This window comes from Sphaerisporangium viridialbum (assembly GCF_049674955.1).
Taxonomy (GTDB): domain Bacteria; phylum Actinomycetota; class Actinomycetes; order Streptosporangiales; family Streptosporangiaceae; genus Sphaerisporangium; species Sphaerisporangium viridialbum.
This window is the reverse complement of sequence record NZ_CP187232.1, coordinates 3,398,388-3,415,577: the sequence shown is the minus strand read 5'-3', so window position 1 is coordinate 3,415,577 and position 17,190 is coordinate 3,398,388. Positions and strand designations below refer to the sequence as shown.

General features: G+C 71.3%; 14 protein-coding genes. 8 read left to right on the top strand and 6 right to left on the bottom strand.

The genetic code is table 11. The features are described from left to right. Positions 1 to 228: 228 nt before the first annotated feature. The 3 genes from ACOZ38_RS15055 to ACOZ38_RS15045 all read right to left on the bottom strand — a co-directional run bounded on the left by ACOZ38_RS15055 (position 229) and on the right by ACOZ38_RS15045 (position 4,602). Entirely contained in the window at positions 229 to 1,242 is a 1,014-nt protein-coding gene (locus ACOZ38_RS15055; protein WP_424531252.1) for a cytochrome d ubiquinol oxidase subunit II, read from the bottom strand. Further along, positions 1,242 to 2,621, bottom strand: coding sequence for a cytochrome ubiquinol oxidase subunit I (locus ACOZ38_RS15050; RefSeq protein WP_424531251.1), 1,380 nt, complete (start codon positions 2,619 to 2,621; stop codon positions 1,242 to 1,244). Before ACOZ38_RS15050 ends, ACOZ38_RS15055 begins: the two co-directional genes overlap by 1 nt. 280 nt (positions 2,622 to 2,901) lie before the next feature. Further along, a complete protein-coding gene (locus tag ACOZ38_RS15045) occupies positions 2,902 to 4,602 on the bottom strand; it encodes a DUF1996 domain-containing protein (RefSeq protein ID WP_424531249.1) in 1,701 nt (566 codons plus the stop codon). Positions 4,603 to 4,808: 206 nt separating this feature from the next. Between ACOZ38_RS15045 and ACOZ38_RS15040 the strand changes: the two genes are divergently transcribed. Together ACOZ38_RS15040 and ACOZ38_RS15035 are read left to right on the top strand one after the other, a co-directional pair. After that, a complete protein-coding gene (locus tag ACOZ38_RS15040; protein ID WP_424531248.1) occupies positions 4,809 to 5,243 on the top strand; it encodes a hypothetical protein in 435 nt (144 codons plus the stop codon). After that, positions 5,240 to 5,695, top strand: a complete 456-nt coding sequence (locus ACOZ38_RS15035) for a hypothetical protein (RefSeq protein ID WP_424531246.1) — start codon at positions 5,240 to 5,242, stop codon at positions 5,693 to 5,695. Before ACOZ38_RS15040 ends, ACOZ38_RS15035 begins: the two co-directional genes overlap by 4 nt. A 54-nt stretch (positions 5,696 to 5,749) precedes the next feature. Here the strand turns inward: ACOZ38_RS15035 and ACOZ38_RS15030 are convergent, their stop codons facing one another. Then, the gene (locus ACOZ38_RS15030) at positions 5,750 to 5,941 is read right to left on the bottom strand and encodes a ferredoxin (RefSeq protein ID WP_405147294.1); all 192 of its coding nucleotides are present in this window, start codon (positions 5,939 to 5,941) and stop codon (positions 5,750 to 5,752) included. A gap of 15 nt (positions 5,942 to 5,956) precedes the next feature. After that, positions 5,957 to 7,153 (bottom strand): cytochrome P450, encoded by a 1,197-nt coding sequence (locus ACOZ38_RS15025; protein ID WP_424531244.1) that lies wholly within the window; start codon positions 7,151 to 7,153, stop codon positions 5,957 to 5,959. Between the two features lie 123 nt (positions 7,154 to 7,276). On the opposite strand from ACOZ38_RS15025, the gene ACOZ38_RS15020 reads away from it, so the two are divergent. The 4 genes from ACOZ38_RS15020 to ACOZ38_RS15005 all read left to right on the top strand — a co-directional run bounded on the left by ACOZ38_RS15020 (position 7,277) and on the right by ACOZ38_RS15005 (position 14,784). Next, positions 7,277 to 7,960: a TetR/AcrR family transcriptional regulator gene (locus ACOZ38_RS15020; protein WP_424531243.1), complete on the top strand. Its 684-nt coding sequence runs from the start codon at positions 7,277 to 7,279 to the stop codon at positions 7,958 to 7,960. A gap of 260 nt (positions 7,961 to 8,220) precedes the next feature. Next, positions 8,221 to 11,136, top strand: a complete 2,916-nt coding sequence (locus ACOZ38_RS15015; protein ID WP_424531241.1) for a helix-turn-helix transcriptional regulator — start codon at positions 8,221 to 8,223, stop codon at positions 11,134 to 11,136. Positions 11,137 to 11,266: 130 nt separating this feature from the next. Next, positions 11,267 to 12,367: an alpha/beta fold hydrolase gene (locus ACOZ38_RS15010; RefSeq protein ID WP_424531239.1), complete on the top strand. Its 1,101-nt coding sequence runs from the start codon at positions 11,267 to 11,269 to the stop codon at positions 12,365 to 12,367. Between the two features lie 8 nt (positions 12,368 to 12,375). Next, complete coding sequence (locus ACOZ38_RS15005; protein ID WP_424531237.1) at positions 12,376 to 14,784, top strand: GMC oxidoreductase; 2,409 nt, start codon at positions 12,376 to 12,378, stop codon at positions 14,782 to 14,784. 140 nt (positions 14,785 to 14,924) lie between these two features. On the opposite strand, the gene ACOZ38_RS15000 is transcribed toward ACOZ38_RS15005, so the two are convergent. Further along, on the bottom strand, positions 14,925 to 15,566 hold the full coding sequence (locus ACOZ38_RS15000; RefSeq protein ID WP_424531236.1) for a DUF4142 domain-containing protein: 642 nt from the start codon (positions 15,564 to 15,566) through the stop codon (positions 14,925 to 14,927). A gap of 166 nt (positions 15,567 to 15,732) precedes the next feature. Between ACOZ38_RS15000 and ACOZ38_RS14995 the strand changes: the two genes are divergently transcribed. Then, on the top strand, positions 15,733 to 16,278 hold the full coding sequence (locus tag ACOZ38_RS14995) for a sigma-70 family RNA polymerase sigma factor (protein WP_405147284.1): 546 nt from the start codon (positions 15,733 to 15,735) through the stop codon (positions 16,276 to 16,278). Then, positions 16,275 to 17,186 carry a zf-HC2 domain-containing protein gene (locus tag ACOZ38_RS14990; protein WP_424531234.1) on the top strand — a complete coding sequence of 304 codons (912 nt, stop codon included), beginning with the start codon at positions 16,275 to 16,277 and terminating at the stop codon, positions 17,184 to 17,186. Before ACOZ38_RS14995 ends, ACOZ38_RS14990 begins: the two co-directional genes overlap by 4 nt. Positions 17,187 to 17,190: the final 4 nt, after the last annotated feature.

Sequence of the window (17,190 nt, the reverse complement as noted above, 5' to 3'; positions counted from 1 at the left end):
CGCGACGTGGATCCGCCGCCCCCAGTAGGGGATACCCCTTTTTCCGACCCGGGCCCCCAGCGCCGGCCGGCTGCAGACCGCTCGTTCGAGCACCCAGCCGGGAGCGAGCAGTGCGCTGGTGAACGGGTAGACGTGCCCGCACGCCCAACGTGCCAGGGTAGTCCGCGCCGAAGGCCCGGTTGAGCAGGGTGCGGGCGGTTGATGACGTCCACGGGTTTCATCCGATCATCACTCCGAGGTGCCGGCGTCGCGCAGCGCCCGCCGCTGGACGGCGAGCAGGCAGGCCATGGACGGCGCGATGAGCACCACTCCGATGACGGTCACGACGAGGGTGGCGGTCAGCACCGCCGGGTCGGCGGCGGCCTGGCGGTAGGTGAGCGAGGGCGGGAGCATGACGGGATACTGCGCGAGCGCCCATCCCCACAGGATCGTGATGACGCCGAGCATGGCGGCGGCCCGCACCAGCGGGTAGACGCGCCGCCAGAGCAGCACCAGCGACCCGACGCCGAGGACTGCCCCGGCCACGACCAGCGGGAACCCGCGGTGGGTGAGCCCGGTGAACAGCCTCGGGGCGTCCCAGCGCAGCACGGCGATGCCGCCGAGCGCGACGGCCCCGATGAGCACGGCCGCGACCAGCGCCCGCACGCGGAACCACTCGGCCAGGTCGGGGCGCCCGGCCTCGACCGCGTCGTCGCAGAGGTAGGCCCCGGCCAGGTAGACGCAGACCATGACGGCCAGTGCCCCGCCCAGCAGCGAGGTCGGATTGAGCCAGCTCGTGATGATGTTCCCTCTGGCCAGCCCCGGCGGCACCCGTCCCGAGGCGATCGCCCCCGCGGCCGTGCCGAGGAAGAACGGGGTGAGGATGGAGGAGACGGCGAAGGCCCCGCCGAACAGGCGCTGCTGCCACAGCTCCGTGGCCGCCTTGCGGAAGGCGAAGGCGGTGCCCCTGGCGATGATGCCGAGCGCCGCCAGCGTCAGCGGGATGTACAGCGTCGACATCACCGAGGCGAACACCCCCGAGAACCCCGTCCAGAGCAGCACGAGCACGAAGATCAGCCATACGTGGTTGGCCTCCCAGACCGGCCCGATCGACTGCTCGATGAGCCTGCGCCGTCCCATGCCCGTACGGCTGCGCCCGGCGAGCAGGTCCCAGGCGCCCGCGCCGAAGTCCGCCCCGGCCAGCAGGGCGTACAGCGTGATTCCTACCCACATCACGACAAGTACGATCTGCGCGGTGTCCATCAGGAGGCTTCCGGCTCGCGGGTGCGTTCGGGCTCCTGGGGGGCGACGGGTCTCTCGCTCCACCTGATCAGCCGCATCACGTAGAGGGTGACGACGGTGAGCACCGCGTAGACCAGCGTGACGACCACGAAGCCGGTCACCAGCCCCGGCGCGGGGTTCACCGCGTCGGACGTGCGCAGATGGCCGTACACCGTCCACGGCTGCCGGCCGACCTCGGTGACGGTCCACCCCGCCTCCACCGCGATCACCGCGAACACCCCCGACAGGGCCGCCCCCCGCAGGAACCACCGCGAGCGGGGCAGCTCCCGCCGCCGCCACCAGCTGTAGCCCAGCCAGGCCGACAGCAGGAGAAGGAGGAAGCCCATCCCCACCATCGTGTCGAAGGCCAGATGCACCATCATCACGGGCGGGCGGACGTCCCTCGGCACCTGGTCGAGACCCTGGACGACGGTGTCGGTGCTGTGCCCCACCAGGAGCGACAGCCCGTACGGGATCTCGATGGAGTAGCGCAGCCGGTCGCCGATGACGATGCCGCCGATGCTCAGCGGGGCGCCCGCCTGCGTGCGGAACAGCGCCTCGGCGGCGGCGAGCTTGGTCGGCTGCAGCGTGGCGACGCGCTTGCCCGCGAAGTCGCCCACCAGGATCTGGATCGGGGTGAACACCGCCGCCAGCGTGAAGGGGACCAGGAACCCCAGCAGGTGGTAGCGGTCACGCCGGCCCCTGAGCATGCCCGCGGCGTAGACGCCGGCGACCAGGAAGCCCGCGACCATGAAGGCCGCCACGATCATGTGGAGCGTCTCGTGCGGCACGGCCGGGTTGAACATCGCCCGCCAGGGGCGCACGTGGCCCACCACGCCGTCCGTGCGGGTGAACCCGCGCGGCGCGTTCATCCACGCGTTCGCGCACACCACCAGGAACGCCGACAGCGTTCCGGAGACCAGCACGGGAATCCCGCTGAGCAGGTGCACCTTGGGCGGAACGCGGTCCCACGCGTACAGGTAGATGCCGAGGAAGATGGCCTCGATGAAGAACGCGATGCCCTCCGCCGCGAACGGCACCCCGATGACCTGGCCGTAGGTGCCCATCATCCCCGGCCACAGCAGCCCGAGCTCGAAGCTGAGGATCGTGCCCGACACCGCGCCGGCCGCGAACAGCACCCCGATCGCCTTGGCCCACTGGCGGGCGAGCCGGGTGTAGTCGGCGTCCCCGGTGCGTATGCCCCGCCATTCGATGATCAGCATCAGGGCGGGCATGCCGACGCCCAGGCAGGCGAGCACGATGTGCCAGCCGAGCGACAGCGCCATCTGCAAGCGCGCCGCGACGAGGTCCGCCGGGGTCGCGGGACCGGCCGCCGAGAGGGCCAACTGCAACGTCGCCATCGCGACCTCCCGCCGCCCCCATGGCGCGCCGGTCGAGGCACGCGTGATCTGTTTCTGCAGGTTAGGCGGTCGGTCGGCGCGAGAACGGCTCCTCGCGCGGCGCGTCGCGCACGGTCCACCGGCCTTTGCCCGATGCCGGTGGCGGATTTGCCTCCTCCCGGGTGACCTGTGCGCGAGACGTGCCGAGGCCACGGCGGAAAAGCGGCGCCCCGCGAGTGGCTACTCGCGGGGCGCCGCTTATGCGCGCATGTCCCGATTTATCCGGTGGGTGGTACCAGGGTCAGCCGCAGCGCCTGCCGTTGTTGACGCAGTCCACGGCCTGCTTCATCAGCGCCTCCGGCATCACGTTGATGAAGTCACCGTGGTCGGTGACCGGCTTGTGGAGCTGCTCGGGGAAGCTGTCGAGCGCGAAGCCCGGACCCGGCGGCACGTTGTAGGTGATGCGCTGCTCCAGGGCCGGGATGGCCTGGAACCCGCTCGGGCACGATCCGTCGGCCCCGGTGAAGGCCACGTGGGTGCGGTGGTTGGCGCTGTCGGTGTTCTTGCCGTCCCAGCAGCTCTGGAACCGCAGGAGGCGCACCACCTGGCTGCCGCGCGGGCAGATCGGGTACTTGTCCTTGAGCTGGCGGTTCTCGAACCCGGTGCACGTCCAGCGGGCGTTGGCGTTCGTCGGGCCGTTGGTGAACGACTTGGCGTCCCCGGTGATGATGCGCAGGAAGACCGGCATCCCGACCACCTTGCTCGTGGGGTTGCCGCTCAGCGTCAGCGTGACGGAGGCGGGACGCACGATCTGGCCGACGTTCCCGTCCAGGCCGCCGCCGGGCTTGTCGGCGTCGTTCCCATTACCCTTCTGCAGGCGCAGGACCGGCCAGTAGTGGGTGGACTTGTCGCCGTTGGAGCAGGTGGTGCCCGCCGCCTGGAGGCTGTCGTTGGTCGAGAAGCCGCTGGTGTCCTTGTTGCCCACGTAGTCGTGGACGTGGTGGGCGCCGTTGGTCACTCCCGGCGCGACGATCACGTTGTCGGAGTTGTGGTGGCCGTCCTCGTTGCGCCCGCAACGGGAGACGAAGGTGCCCCTCGACGCCCCCTGCTGGTTGCGTGGCCTGTCGGCGTTGGGCTGGACGGTGCGGATGTCCACGAAGTCGTCGGGCGAGGGGCCCGTCGCGCCGCCGGTCGCCGTGGCGCTCGGTGAGGGAGAGGCCGAACCCGAGCCGGTCGGGCTCGCGGTGGGGTCGGCCGTGGGGTTCGCGGTGTCGCTCGGCGACGGTGAGGCGGAGGGGTCGCCGGGGTCACCGGTCGCCGTCGGGCTCGGAGACGGGGACTGCCCGCCGCCCGCACCGTTCCGCACCGTGCACGACGTCAGGTTGCGCAGGTCCGCCCGGGCGCCGGCGCGCCGCACGGCGGTCGCGATGCGGTTGATCGTGAACGAGCGCTGGAGCCGCAGCGGGTTGAGCACCGCGTTGCGGATCAGGCTGTTGCTCGCGCGGGCGCCGATCCTGGCCAGGCGCTGGTCGGCCTGGGCGATCTGCCGGTCGATCGTCGCGAGGTTCCGCTTCACCTCCGCCTGGGCGGCGGCGGGGACGTCGGTCAGCCTGTCGGCCACCGACGGGCAGCTCACCGTGCGTACGGCGTTGCCCGTCCTCGAAAGGGCGCTGGGCGACTCTGAGGCGGCGGGGTCGCCGGTCGCGCTCGGGTCCTCGGACGGAGCCGGGTCGTCAGAGGCGCTCGGAGACTCGGATGGAGACTCAGAGGGAGCGGCGGCGGGGCTCTCGCCGTTCTGTCCTGCTTCGGGCGCGCCGGTGCTCACGGCCGTGCTCACAAGGCTGTAGGCGGCGCTGACGGTGAGGGCCGACGGCGACCCGTCCGCGCCGACCGCCTGCCCAGCCGGGGCCAGGCTCGCCACGACGAGGCCGACCCCCGCCCCACCCAGGGCAAGGACGCTCAGGACGGGCCTGAACCGCCGTCTCTGCTGGATTCGGATCATTCGAACTCCTCCCGGAGTACGTGCTCATGGCGGCATTGGTTGGTGCCCCATCGTCACGAGGTACGCGGCGAGGACCGGAAGGGTTCGACCATCCTGGAAAACTTTTGCCGACCCCTGACTCATGCGTGACACGCTGAACCGAACCGGCGCGCCCCGCGTACCCGCTGACGGTGACTTCTGCAGGCACACTGGATCGGAGATCTGCCATGGGACGCCCAAGCCTCACCACACGCGCGACCGCCCTTCTCGGTTCCGTCCTCGCCCTCGCGCTCGTCACGGGATGCGGTGGCGGCGCGGCCTCGGACGATCCCTCCCTCGCGGCGGCGGGCGGCGCCGCGGCGGCCAACCCGGGCCCCCCTGCCACCCTCAAGCAGCTCGCCACCAGGACCGGATGCGCCAAACCCCAGGTCCAGACCGACGCGGAGGAGCTACGACAGGGCGTGTGCAAGACCGACAAGGGCCAGTACACGGTCACGACGTTCTCCACCGACAAGGGCAAGGCCGAGTGGCTGGAGGAGGCGAAGAAGTGGGGCGGCAACTACCTGGTCGGCACGCGGTGGGTCATCGCGGGCAACGACCCGGGGGTGCTGCAGTCCTTCAGCGAGAAGATCGGCGGCAACATCGAGACGACCGCGCCGTGACGGGCCGCGCCAGGCGTACGGCCGTGCTGCTCGGCGCCGCCTTTGCCGTCGCGGCCCTCGGCGGCTGCGGCACCGCGCGGGGCGCGACCGGCGGCCCTGCCACCGTCGAGGAGATCGCGGCCAGGACCGGCTGCGCCGAGCCCCAGATGCAGGTGGAGGCCGACGAGCTGCGCCAGGGCGTGTGCAGGACGTCGAAGGGCCAGTACTCCGTCACGACCTTCGCGACGGAGAAGGGCAAGCAGGAGTGGCTGGACGACGCGCTGAGCTACGGCGGCGCGTACCTCATCGGCACGCGCTGGATCGTGCTCGGCAACACCGAGGAGATGCTGGAGTCCTTCCGCGCGACCCTCGGCGGCAGCGTGAGGATGGGCGGGCACGTGATGCCGTCCGGCGAGCCGATGCCGCAGGGGCATTCCATGCCGCCGGGAGAGCACACGATGCCGATGCCGTGACGCGCGGAGCCGGGCCGCCGTGAGCGGCGCGGCCCCGCGCGGGACGGCGGACGCTCAGGAGATGGACAGTGCTCCGGACGGGCACACCTGCACCGCGCGGCGGACGCCCGCCTCCTGTGCGGCGGCCGGTTCCTCCTCCAGCAGCAGCACGGTGCCGTCCTCCTCGCTCTGGTCGAACACCTCCGGAGCCGTCAGCACGCACATCCCGGCTCCGATGCAGACATCGGTATCCGCTTTTATCCGCATGAGTTGGGAAACCTCCTACCAGGCGACCGGCAACCGGTGAACGCCGTAGATAGCCATGTCGGAACGCATCGAGACCTCCTCGCTCGGTATGGCGAGGCGCAGGTCCGGGAAGCGCCGCAGCAGGGCCGGGTATCCGATGCGCATCTCGATGCGGGCGAGCTGCTGACCGAGACACTGGTGGATGCCGTGGCCGAACGAGACGTGGCCCGTGGCCTGACGTGTGATGTCCAGCTTATCGGGGGCGTCGAAGCGTTCGGGATCACGGTTGGCCGCGCTCAGCGACAGCGTCACCGCCTCGCCGGCCTTGATCGTATGGCCGTCCAGCTCGACGTCCTCCAGCGCCGTGCGAACCGGGCCGATGTGGACGATCGTCAGAAATCTCAGCAGCTCCTCGACCGCGCTCTCGGCCAGCGACGGGTCCCCGCGCAGCGCGGCGAGCTGGTCGGGGTTGTTCAGCAGCGTGTACGTGCCGAGGGCCAGCATGTTGGCCGTGGTCTCGTGGCCCGCGATGAGCAGGAGCACCGCCACGCCGGTGATCTCCTCGTCGTTGAGCTGCCCGGTGGCGACCAGCCCGCTGATCAGGGCGTCGTCCGGTTCGGTGCGCTTGCTGACCACCAGGTCGTGAAGGTACTCCATCAGGCCGTCGAGCGCTTCGCGCACCTGCTCAGGCCTCGAGCCGAGGTTCAGCAGCTTGGCGGAGTCGCGCTGGAACCGGGCGTGGTCGGCGTACGGCACGCCCAGCAGCTCGCAGATCACCAGGGACGGGATCGGCAGCGCGAACAGCTCCACCAGGTCGGCGGGCGAGCCGGCCTTCTCCATCGCGTCCAGCCGGTCGGAGGTGATCTTCTCGATCCTCGGCTCCAGCTGCTTCATGCGGCGGACGGTGAACTGGCCGGTGAGCAGCTTGCGGAAGCGCGTGTGCTCGGGCGGGTCCTCGCGCAGGAAGAACCCGGGACGCTTCCTGAGCGCGGCCTGCCTCAGCCGGTCGCCGATCGGCGGGTGCATGAACTCGATGCGCGTGCTGAAGCGTGGGTCGGCGAGCACCGCGCGCACGGTCTCGTACCGCGTCGCCAGCCACCCCACATGGCCGTCGGCGTAGAGCATCGGCCTGATCGGGCCTTCCTCGCGCCACCTGCGCAGGTCATCCGGCGGGTCGACGGGGTTCGCCCGCGACATCGGAAGGGTGACGGGATCGGGCATTGCCTTGGTCATGACGCGCTCCTCGGACTTGACAGCGGTCGAAACTTGACGGCCCTTTCTGTAGTCATAGAAAACAGTACCCTCTTTGAAATTGCAATGGATGAAAGAAAACATCGGATGCAGTAAAGTTCCCCCATGGGCGGTGGTCCAGGCCTGAGGGAACGCAAGAAGCTGCGCACGCGCCGTGCGCTGATCGAGTCCGCCATGCGCCTCTTCGAGGAGAAGGGGTACGAGGAGACGACCGTGGCCGAGATCGCGGCGGCCGTCGACGTCTCGACGCGCACGTTCTTCAGCTACTTCGCGAGCAAGGAAGACGTCGTGTTCTTCGACACGCGCACGCGGATCGACCGCGCCCTCGCCGTCATCGCCGGGCGACGGCCGGCGGAGCCGGTGGTCGAGCTCCTGCTCAGGGTCGCGGAGGCCACGCTCGGCTTCGGCGGCGCCGCGCCCAGCGACCCCGCGGACATCCAGGCCGCCGAGGACGCCGAGGCGGCCCTTGAGATGATCCCCGCGCGCACGCACCTGATCATGTCGGTCCCCGCGCTCCAGGCCCGGGCGCTGCACGTGCTGTTCGACGTCCAGCGCGAGCTGTCCGAGGCGCTGCGGCGGGCCTATCCCGGCGAGCTCGATCCCGTCGAGGCCGCCGCCGCGGTGGGGATGTTCGTGGGGGCGGCGAAGATGGCCGCCATGGCCAGCAGGGATCTGGGCGACCCGCCCGCCATGAGATGGGCGGCGGTGCGCAGAGGCGTCGACATCGCGGTGAACGGGCTGCGCTCGCTCGACGTCGCGGGCAACGCGGCGACCGCCGACCGCCCGTAGGCACTCGCGGGGCAGCTAGAGGCTACAAAAGCGTAACCGATGGGGTGATGCGGCACGCGTTTTGGGGTGGAAAAGGTTTGATCGGGGTGATCAGCTCGCCACCAGCCTGTTTTACGACAAAATCATCCTCCGAGGGTGTCCGCGTGGTGAGCCCTCGGCCGTGAACGTCGCGCCCCTTCCGAGTCCCGCGTCAAGTCCCTGGCGGAATTCGATTGCGGCACGGCTGTTCGTGGTGTTCCGTCTCGCTGTGGGGTACAGACATGAACAGTCGTGACACTCTGCCATCCGGCGAGGGGTCCGAGACGGCCCTCACCGGCGCGGCCCCGCTCGTCGGGCGCCGCGACGCGCTCCGCTCCTTCACCCGCACGGTCGAGGCGACGCTCACCGGCGGGTTCCAGTTCCTGGCCGTGGTCGGCGAGCCGGGCGCGGGCAAGACCCGGCTGCTCGCCGAGCTCGCCACGCTCGCCGCAGGCCGGGGGCTCACCACGCTGTGGGGCAGGGCGGCCGAGTTCGAGCAGATCATGCCGTTCAGCGCGCTCATCGACGCCCTGGACGACCACCTGGAGGCCCACCGCGACGAGCTGTCGGAACGGCTCGGCGCGGGCCAGGCCCGGCAGCTCGCCACCGTGTTCCCCGCGCTCGCCGCCAAGATGCCGGAGCCCCCCGACGGCGCCGAGGTCGACGACCAGAGCGGCATGGTGCGCTACCGGCTCTACCGGGCGCTGCGGCAGCTCATCGACGAGATGGCCGGCCCGGCCGGGCTCGCGCTGATCCTGGACGACGTGCACTGGGCCGACGACAGCTCGGCGGAGTTCCTCGACCACCTGGTCCGCCACCCGCCGCGCGGCAAGGTGCTGGTCACCGTCGCCTACCGTCCCGCGCAGGTCACCCCGCGCCTGGCCTCCCTGGTGATGAGCGCGGGCGGCCACGGCAGGCAGGTCACGGTCGGCCCGCTCAACCAGGCCGAGGTGGAGGAGTTCCTCGGACCGCGCGTCAACCGCACGCGCGGCCGGGCGCTGTACGAGGCCAGCGGCGGCAACCCGTTCTACCTGGAGGCGCTGGCCCGCATGAGCCGGCTGGACGTCAGCGAGCTGCCTCCGACCGTGCGCGCCGCGCTCCAGGTCGAGCTGGGCGACCTGTCCCCCGGATCCCTGCTGGTCGCCCAGGCGGCCGCGGTGACGGCCGACGAGTTCGAGCCCGCCCTGGCCGCCGTCACCGCGCAGGTCTCCGAGGCCACCGCCCTGGACGCGCTCAACGAGCTGGTCGGCCGCGACATCGTCCGCCCCGCGGCGGCGGGCCGGTTCCGGTTCCGCCACCCGCTGGTCCGGCGGGCCGCCTACGAGTCCTCGGCGGCGGGCTGGCAGCTCGCCGCCCACGCCCGGCTGGCCGCCCACCTGGCCTCCCTCGGCGCGCCCGCCACCGTCCAGGCCCACCACTTCGAGCAGTCCGGCTCCTTCGGCGACCAGCGGGCCGTGGCCACCCTGGTGGAGGCGGCCCGCGCGGTCGCCGCGCAGGCGCCGGTCACCTGCGCACACTGGCTGCGCAAGGCCCTCGACCTCATGCCCGAGGAGCCGGGCACGCTGGAGGAGCGGATGGAGCTGCTCCTGGAGCTCAGCCGGGCCCAGGGCGTCAGCGGCCGGCTCGCCGAGGGCCGCGACACCGCCCGCGAGCTGCTGCGCCTGCTGCCCGAGGACGACCACACGCGCCGCGCCAGGGCCGCGCGCATCTGTGCCCTGATGGAACGACAGCTCGACCGCCCACACGAGGCCCGTGCCCTGCTGCTGGACGAGCTGCGCAGGATGCCCGACCCCCGCGCCGCCGCCGCCATACCCCTGCGGATGAGGCTGGTCGCCGAGAGCATGATGCGGGTCGACTTCCGCGCGGCCCAGGCCGTGCTCGACCTGATGCCGGACTCCGGCGACGACTGGGAGCCCGACCTCGCCATGGCGGTGGCCGCCCTGCGGCCGATGCCCGCCTACGCCGCCGGGAGGATGGAGGAGGCGCTGCGCAGCGCGGACGCCGCCGACCGGCTCATCACCACGGCCCTGGACGAGCACCTGGCCGAGTGGCTGGACGCGGTCGCCTGGCTGTGCTGGGCCGAGACCAACATGGGCCGCTACTCAGTAGCGCTGCGGCACTTCGAGCGCGCCGCCGCCGTCGCCCGCTCCACCGGGCAGACCTACATCCTGACCAACCTGCTCGCCGGCAAGGCCCGCACCCTCACCGTGCTCGGCCGGCTCCCCGAGGCGCTGGCCACCGTCGAGGAGTCGGTCGAGGGGGCCCGGCTGCTGGAGTCCGGGCAGCAGCTGGTGTTCGCCCTCACCCAGCTCTGCATGGGGTCCGTCTGGACCGGCGACCACGACGCCGGCCTGCGCGCCGGCGAGGAGGCCGTCCAGGCGGGCGTCGGCGGCGGCGAGGCGTGGGGCGACATGGCGCGGCAGGCACTGGGAGTGGCCCTGGTCGCCGCCGGGCGGCTGGAGGAGGGCATCGAGGCGGTCCTGGACGCCTGCGCCGGGTTCGAGCAGCCCCGTCTGGACCGGGGCACGCTGATCGCCTGCTGCGAGCTGCTCGCCCACGCCGAGGCCGCCCGTGGCCGGAGCGACGAGGCCGCCGGCTGGGCCGAGCGCGCCGCCTCACTGTCGCATCCCCACCTGCCGGTCTTCTCCGGCCTGATCCCGCTCGCCCGCGCCCACGCCCTCCGCGCTTCCGACCCGGCCGCCGCCGCGCTCCTCGCCGGGGAGGCCGCCGTCCTGCTGTCCGCCGGGGAGCGGCGCGTCGACGCCGGCCGGGCGCTGCTGGTGGCGGGCCTGGCCCACGGAGAGGCCGGTGAGCGCCGCCCGGCCCGCGAGCGGCTGCGCGAGGCCACCGAGGCCTTCCACGCCTGCGGCGCGCGCGGGCTGGAGGCGCAGGCGACACGCGAGCTCCGCCGCCTCGGCGTGCGGGTGTCGGCGGCGGCATCCCCCACGCAGGGCGGGCCGGGCGCCGCGCCGTACGGGCTGTCGCCCCGGGAGCTGGAGATCGCCACGCTGGTCGCCGAGGGGCTCACCAACCAGCTCATCGCCGAGCAGCTGTTCCTGAGCGTCCGCACCGTGGAGACCCATCTGTCGCACGTCTTCGCCAAGCTCGGCGTCGGCTCGCGGGTCGGAGTCGCCACCAAGCTGAACCGAAACCCCTGAATCGGAGTCTCATATACGGAATCCCCTGCTCCAGGTACGGGGTTCCCCGGAGTTATGTACGGGGTTTCCACGATGCCGTACGTGCCCGGCGATTGGCATTGTTGGACCGGGTCACGAGGAGGACGGTCAGATGGAGCACCGCATACCGCGGTACACGCTTGAGGGCGTGACGGGCGCCGAGGTGTCGGTGCATCCTTTCTCGACCGAGGACGAGCTGGGCCTGACGCTGACGAGGTTCCTCGCCGAGGAGTCCGACGACGTCGTGCTGCTGGTCCACGGGCTGACGTCGTCCAGCGACATGTTCATCATGCCGGAGCACCGCAACCTGGTGAGCTTCCTGCTGGACAACGGCTTCGGCGACGTCTGGACGCTCGACTTCCGGATGAGCAACCGGTTCCCGTACAACATGGAGACCCGGCGGCAGACCCTGGACGACATCGCCGCCTACGACCACCCGGCAGCCATGAGGGAGCTCCGCCGTCACGTTGGGGCACGGCGGATCCACGTCATAGCGCACTGCCTGGGGTCGGTGTCGTTCCAGATGAGCCTGTTCGGAGGAGCGGTCGAGGGCGTCACCAGCATGGTGGCCAACAGTGTCGGGCTGACTCCGCGGGTGCCCGCCTGGGCCCGGGTCAAGCTGGCACTCGGCCCGCTCCTCCTGGAGTACGCGCTCGGCCTGTCCTACCTCGACCCCCGGTTCCACGACGCTCCGCCCCTGACCCGGCGCCGGCTGCTCGCCCGCGCCATCTCGTTCTTCCACCCGGAGTGCCGGGAGCCCGCCTGCCACATGCAGAGCTTCATGTGGGGCAGCGGCCGGCCGGCGATGTACCGTCACGGCAACCTCGCGCCGCGCACGCACGTCCACGAGCGGCTCGCCGACCTGAACGGCGCGTCCGACGTCAACTACTACCGGCACATCAACAAGATGGTGCGTGCCGGCCACGCGGTGAAGTGCGATCCCGGCAACCCGGCTCTGGCCGGTCTGCCGGACGACTACCTGGAGCGCGCCGGCGCGGTCGAGACGCCCGTGCTGTTCATGACCGGCGACCACAACGACGTCTTCACCGACTCCAACGTCGTCTGCCACCGGGTGCTGTCGGAGCGCGCCCCGGGCCGCCACGAGCTGCAGGTGCTGCCCGGGTACGGGCACATCGACCCGCTCATCGGCAAGAACGCGCACGTGGACGTGTTCCCGCGCATCCTCGACTTTCTCAAGCGCAACGCGGGCTGAGCGACCTCATGAGCACCGGGAAGAAGGCGCCTGGGGGCGCCCGCGAGAAAGAGCACGTGGACGTGCTGGTCGTGGGTTCGGGCTTCGGCGGCTCGGTCGCCGCGTACCGCCTGGCCGCGGCGGGGCTGTCGGTGGTGGTGATGGAGCGGGGCCGCGCCTACGCGCCGGGCATGTTCCCGCGCAGCCCCGCCGAGATGGGCAAGGCCTTCTGGGATCCCAAAGAGGGCCACTACGGCATGTACGACGTGTGGAGCTTCGGCGGCTGCGACTCGGTGGTCTCCAGCGGCCTGGGCGGCGGCTCGCTGATCTACGCGAACGTGATGATGCGCAAGGACGAGCGCTGGTTCGTGCACGAGGAGCCGCTGACGACGGGCGGCTACGAGTCGTGGCCGGTGGCGCGGGACGACCTCGACCCCCACTACGACGCGGTCGAGCAGATGATCGGCGCCACGCCGTACCCCCTCGACCACCCCGTCTACTCCGACACGCCGAAGACCAGGGCCATGCAGGACGCGGCCGCCGAGCTCGGGCTCGACTGGCGGCTCCCGCCGCTGGCCATCAGCTTCGCCCCGATCCGGGGCGCCGAGCCGGGGCTCGGGCTTCCCATCGCCGACCCCGGGTACGGCAACCTGCACGGCGTGCCGCGCCGCACCTGCCGGCTGTGCGGCGAGTGCGACATCGGCTGCAACGACGGGGCGAAGAACAGCCTCGACCACACCTATCTCTCCGCGGCCCGCCACCACGGCGCCGACCTGCGCACGCTCCACGAGGTGCGGGCGATCCGGCCGCGCGCGGGCGGCGGCTACGAGGTGAGCTACCGCCGGTACCACCCCGACAGCGACCCGCGCGTCATCAGCTGCGACCGACTGGTGCTCGCGGCGGGCACGTACGGCACGACGTACCTCCTGCTGCGGAGCCGTGCGCAGTTCCCCGGGCTGAGCCGCACGCTCGGCAGCCGGTTCTCCGGCAACGGCGACCTGCTCACGTTCCTGCTGCGGGCCAAGGACCGCAGCCGCACCCGTGCGATCAACGCCAGCCGGGGCCCGGTCATCACGAGCGCGATCCGGCTGGCCGACGACGCCGACGGCACGCGCGACACCGGCCGGGGCGCCTACATCGAGGACGGCGGCTACCCCGCCTTCATCGACTGGCTGGTCGAGGGCAGCGACGTGCGGCACGAGATCCGGCGCGCCGCCCGGTTCATCGCCGACCGCCTGCGCGCCTTCGTCACGCACGACACCAACCTGTCCGCGGAGATCGCGGACCTGGTCGGTGACGGCGAGCTCTCGGGCAGCTCTCTTCCGCTGCTCGGCATGGGCAGGGACGTCCCCGACGGGGAGCTGCGGCTGCGCGACGGCAAGCTCGACATCAGGTGGAGCTCGAAGGCGAGCGACCAGCACTACGAACGCCTGCGCGCGACCATGCGGCGCATCTCGGACGTGCTCGGAGCCGAGCAGTCCGGCCTGCCCGCCTGGCTCGGCAAGCGCGTCATCACGGTTCACCCGCTCGGCGGCGTGCCGATGGGACGCCACCCCGGCGAGGGCGTCTGCGACGCCTACGGCGAGGTGTTCGACCATCCCGGGCTGTACATCGCCGACGGCGCCGCCCTGCCGGGACCGGTGGGTGCCAACCCGTCGCTGACCATCGCGGCGCTCGCCGACCGCATGTGCACCCGGCTGCTGGAGAAGCCGCCGGTGGGAACACAGCACAGGAAAGAAGGACAAGCCCCAATGACCGTGGGAACCGGACGGGCAGGCCCAGTGGTGGACACCGCCCCGTCCGAGGAGGCGCTGAGCCTCATGGCGGGCGAGCCCGCCGAACGTACTTCGCTGTCGTTCACCGAGAAGATGGGCGGATTCGTCGCCCTCGGAGTGACCGACCCCCGTTCCGGTGACATTGCCGGGCGATCCGACGGTGACCGGTTCTCGTTCCGGCTCACCATCAGCGTCGACGACGTGGACCGCTTCCTGTCCGAGCCCGAGCACCCCGCCCGGGCCGAGGGATGGATCGACGCCGCCTTCAGCGGAGGCCGGCGGCCGGTCGAACGCGGCTGGTTCAACCTTTTCGCGCCGGGCGACACCCCCGACCGGCGCGAGATGCGTTACCGGCTGTGGTTCACCGACGACCAGGGGATGCCGCACACCCTGGCCGGCTGGAAGGACGTACACCACGGGCCCGCCACGCGGCTGTGGCTCGACACATCGACCCTGTACACGCGGTTGCTGCGGGGTCACGTGCCAGAGGGCGAGGACGAAGGGGCGACGGTGGCCGGCGCGGGGACGCTGCACATCCAGCCCATGGACCTCGCCGCGACCCTGAAGAGCTTCGACACGGAGGGCCCGCACGGCGTCGCCGCGCTGGTCCGGTTCGGGAGGTTCTTCGTCGGGCAGCTCTGGGACGTCTACGGACCGGGGTGAGGCGGAAACCCCGAGGCGGCCGATCGGTGAGAGGGAGGTGGATCCCCCGCCGATCGGCCGCCGGCCCTGGGGGTGGCGGCGCCGGTCGCGGTCGAACGCGGTGCCTGGTGAAGCAGATGGCTCTTTGACGCCTTCGTCCCCTATTTGGAGGGGTTAGGGGAGGGAGGCGGGGGCGTGGGCAGCGCCGCGAAGTCGACCTTGCCCGTGCTTTCGAGGAGGGTCATGTGCTTCATGACCACGTCGACCGCGACCTGCGCGAAAGCGCGGATCTCGGAGTTCTTCGTGCCAGCGCGCACCAGGGCCACCGCCGAGAACACCTTGCCGTGCGCCGCGCGCAGGCGGTCGGCGAAGGTCTTGTCGTAGTCCTGGCCGGTCTTGGTGGACAGCTCGGCCATCCACCCCTGCTGGTCCGCGTTGGGAGTGCTCGGCAGCTCGACGTTCAGCTTGGCGGCGAGCGCCCGCACCTGCTCGTCCAGTTTGGTGTGGTCGGCCACCAGCATCTGACCGACCTCCTTGACCCGCGTGCTCCCGGCCCGCTGCTGCGCCTGCTGCCCGGTCGGGATCTCCCAGAGCCCCGCCTGCCGCACTCTGACCAGGAAGTCCCGGTCCGCCGGCCCGAGCGGGCCCGACGCGGTGTCGGTCCAGTCGGAGGGGGAGGCTCCGCTCGCCGAGGTGATGCCGTTCGGCGCGATCATGAAGACCGCCACCGTGGCGATGACCAGGAAGGTCAGCGCCGCGAGAACCTCGACGAGCCGCATGGACCTGAGTTGAAGCCGGTTCACCGAATGCTCTCTCCCTTTCGTGTCCCTGATCCCTTGGGCGCGCCTGTTCAGGAGGAGGTACGGGGGGAAATCGCCGACGGTTCAACCAATGTGGCGAGATTTTCGAATCTTACGGAAGTTGCCTAATTTGCTCACGTGACGCGTGATGCGCTGCCACCATGTGCCTGTGCAGCGTCATCGCAGCGTCCGGTCCCTACCGGAGGAAGCTCACGACGACTCGGAAGAGCAGCTGGTCACAACGCTCTACCGCGAGTTCGGCGGTCCCCTCCTCCGCAATGTGCGCAGACTGACTGGAGGCGACCAGCAATGGGCAGAGGATGTCGTACAGGAGACGGTCTTCCGCGCGTGGCGGAACGCAGGGAAGCTCAACAGGGAGCCCGGCCTCCTGTGGGCGTGGCTGATGACCGTCGCCCGCAGGATCGTCATCGACGCGCACCGTCAGCGCTCGGTGCGTCCGCAGGAGGTCGAACCTGACAGGCTTGACAGCGTCGCCATTCCCGACGGCTCCGAGCCGATGCTGTCGGCGATGGTGGTATCGGAGGCCCTGTACAGCCTCTCGGAAGAACACCGGGAAGCGCTCGTGCAGACCTACCTCCACGACCGTACGATCAATGAGGCGGCAGAGGTGCTGGGAGTTCCGCCAGGGACGGTCAAGTCCCGGGTGTACTACGCGCTTCGCGCCCTCCAGAAGACGATGAAGGAGAGGGGGTGACCGGTCTCATGGATTCACCCCCTCACGTGGAGGTGGCGGCCTACATCCTCGGAGCACTCAACAAGGAGGACTCCGAGGCCTTCGACCGCCACCTGCTCGACTGCGCGAGCTGCCAGGACGAGCTGCGCGACATGTACGAGCTGCCCGACGCGCTGGACGTCCTCAAACGCGGCATGAAGGGCATGGCGGGCGGCACGGTCCCGGGCACGGTGAACGGCGCCGCACTCAACGGCGCACCCGGCGGCGCACTCAACGGCCCACTTGGCGGCCAACCCGGCGGCACAGTCAACGGCACGGGGTACGGGACGAACGGGGCCGTGAACGGCTCCCCCACCGGCGTGGTGAGAGACCTGTGGTCGCCTCATCCGCGCAGGCGGGCCCCCTCCCGCGGCCATCGCAGGGCCGCGGCCCGTGACGACGGGCGGCAGGACGAGCTCGCCGAGGCGCGGGTCCGGCGCCGCCGGGTCATGTGGCTGGGCGTCGCCGCCGCCCTGGTGGTCGGGGTCACCGGCACCGCCACGGCTCAGCTGTGGCCGCGCGGAGATCCCGCGAAGGTCGTCGCGGCGCCCAGCGGCTCGGCCAAGGCCGACATCAGCGAGGGCACCAGCCCCGACACGGGGGTCAGCGGCTCGGTCGGCCTGGTCGCCAAGGTCTGGGGCACCGAGGTGGCATTCCAGCTCGCCGGGGTGCGCGGGCCCGAGCGCTGCAGCCTGGTGGCCGTTTCCCGGTCCGGGGACACCGACGTCGTGTCCGGCTGGCGCATCCCTCCCGGGGAGGGGTACGGCGTGGCGGGGCATCCCGACCCGTTGCGCCTGACGGGCGGCACGGCCCTCGCCAAGACCGAGATCGACCATTTCGAGGTGCGCAGGGAGGACGGGGTCCGCCTGCTGGCGATCCCCGTCGCCTGACCGT

Bases quoted from the DNA above. Each gene is read 5' to 3' on its own strand.
- ACOZ38_RS15055 (WP_424531252.1), bottom strand. From the start codon at position 1,242: ATGGACACCGCGCAGATCGTACTTGTCGTGATGTGGGTAGGAATCACG.
- ACOZ38_RS15050 (WP_424531251.1), bottom strand. From the start codon at position 2,621: ATGGCGACGTTGCAGTTGGCCCTCTCGGCGGCCGGTCCCGCGACCCCG.
- ACOZ38_RS15045 (WP_424531249.1), bottom strand. From the start codon at position 4,602: ATGATCCGAATCCAGCAGAGACGGCGGTTCAGGCCCGTCCTGAGCGTC.
- ACOZ38_RS15040 (WP_424531248.1), top strand. From the start codon at position 4,809: ATGGGACGCCCAAGCCTCACCACACGCGCGACCGCCCTTCTCGGTTCC.
- ACOZ38_RS15030 (WP_405147294.1), bottom strand. From the start codon at position 5,941: ATGCGGATAAAAGCGGATACCGATGTCTGCATCGGAGCCGGGATGTGC.
- ACOZ38_RS15025 (WP_424531244.1), bottom strand. From the start codon at position 7,153: ATGACCAAGGCAATGCCCGATCCCGTCACCCTTCCGATGTCGCGGGCG.
- ACOZ38_RS15020 (WP_424531243.1), top strand. From the start codon at position 7,277: ATGGGCGGTGGTCCAGGCCTGAGGGAACGCAAGAAGCTGCGCACGCGC.
- ACOZ38_RS15015 (WP_424531241.1), top strand. From the start codon at position 8,221: ATGAACAGTCGTGACACTCTGCCATCCGGCGAGGGGTCCGAGACGGCC.
- ACOZ38_RS15010 (WP_424531239.1), top strand. From the start codon at position 11,267: ATGGAGCACCGCATACCGCGGTACACGCTTGAGGGCGTGACGGGCGCC.
- ACOZ38_RS15005 (WP_424531237.1), top strand. From the start codon at position 12,376: ATGAGCACCGGGAAGAAGGCGCCTGGGGGCGCCCGCGAGAAAGAGCAC.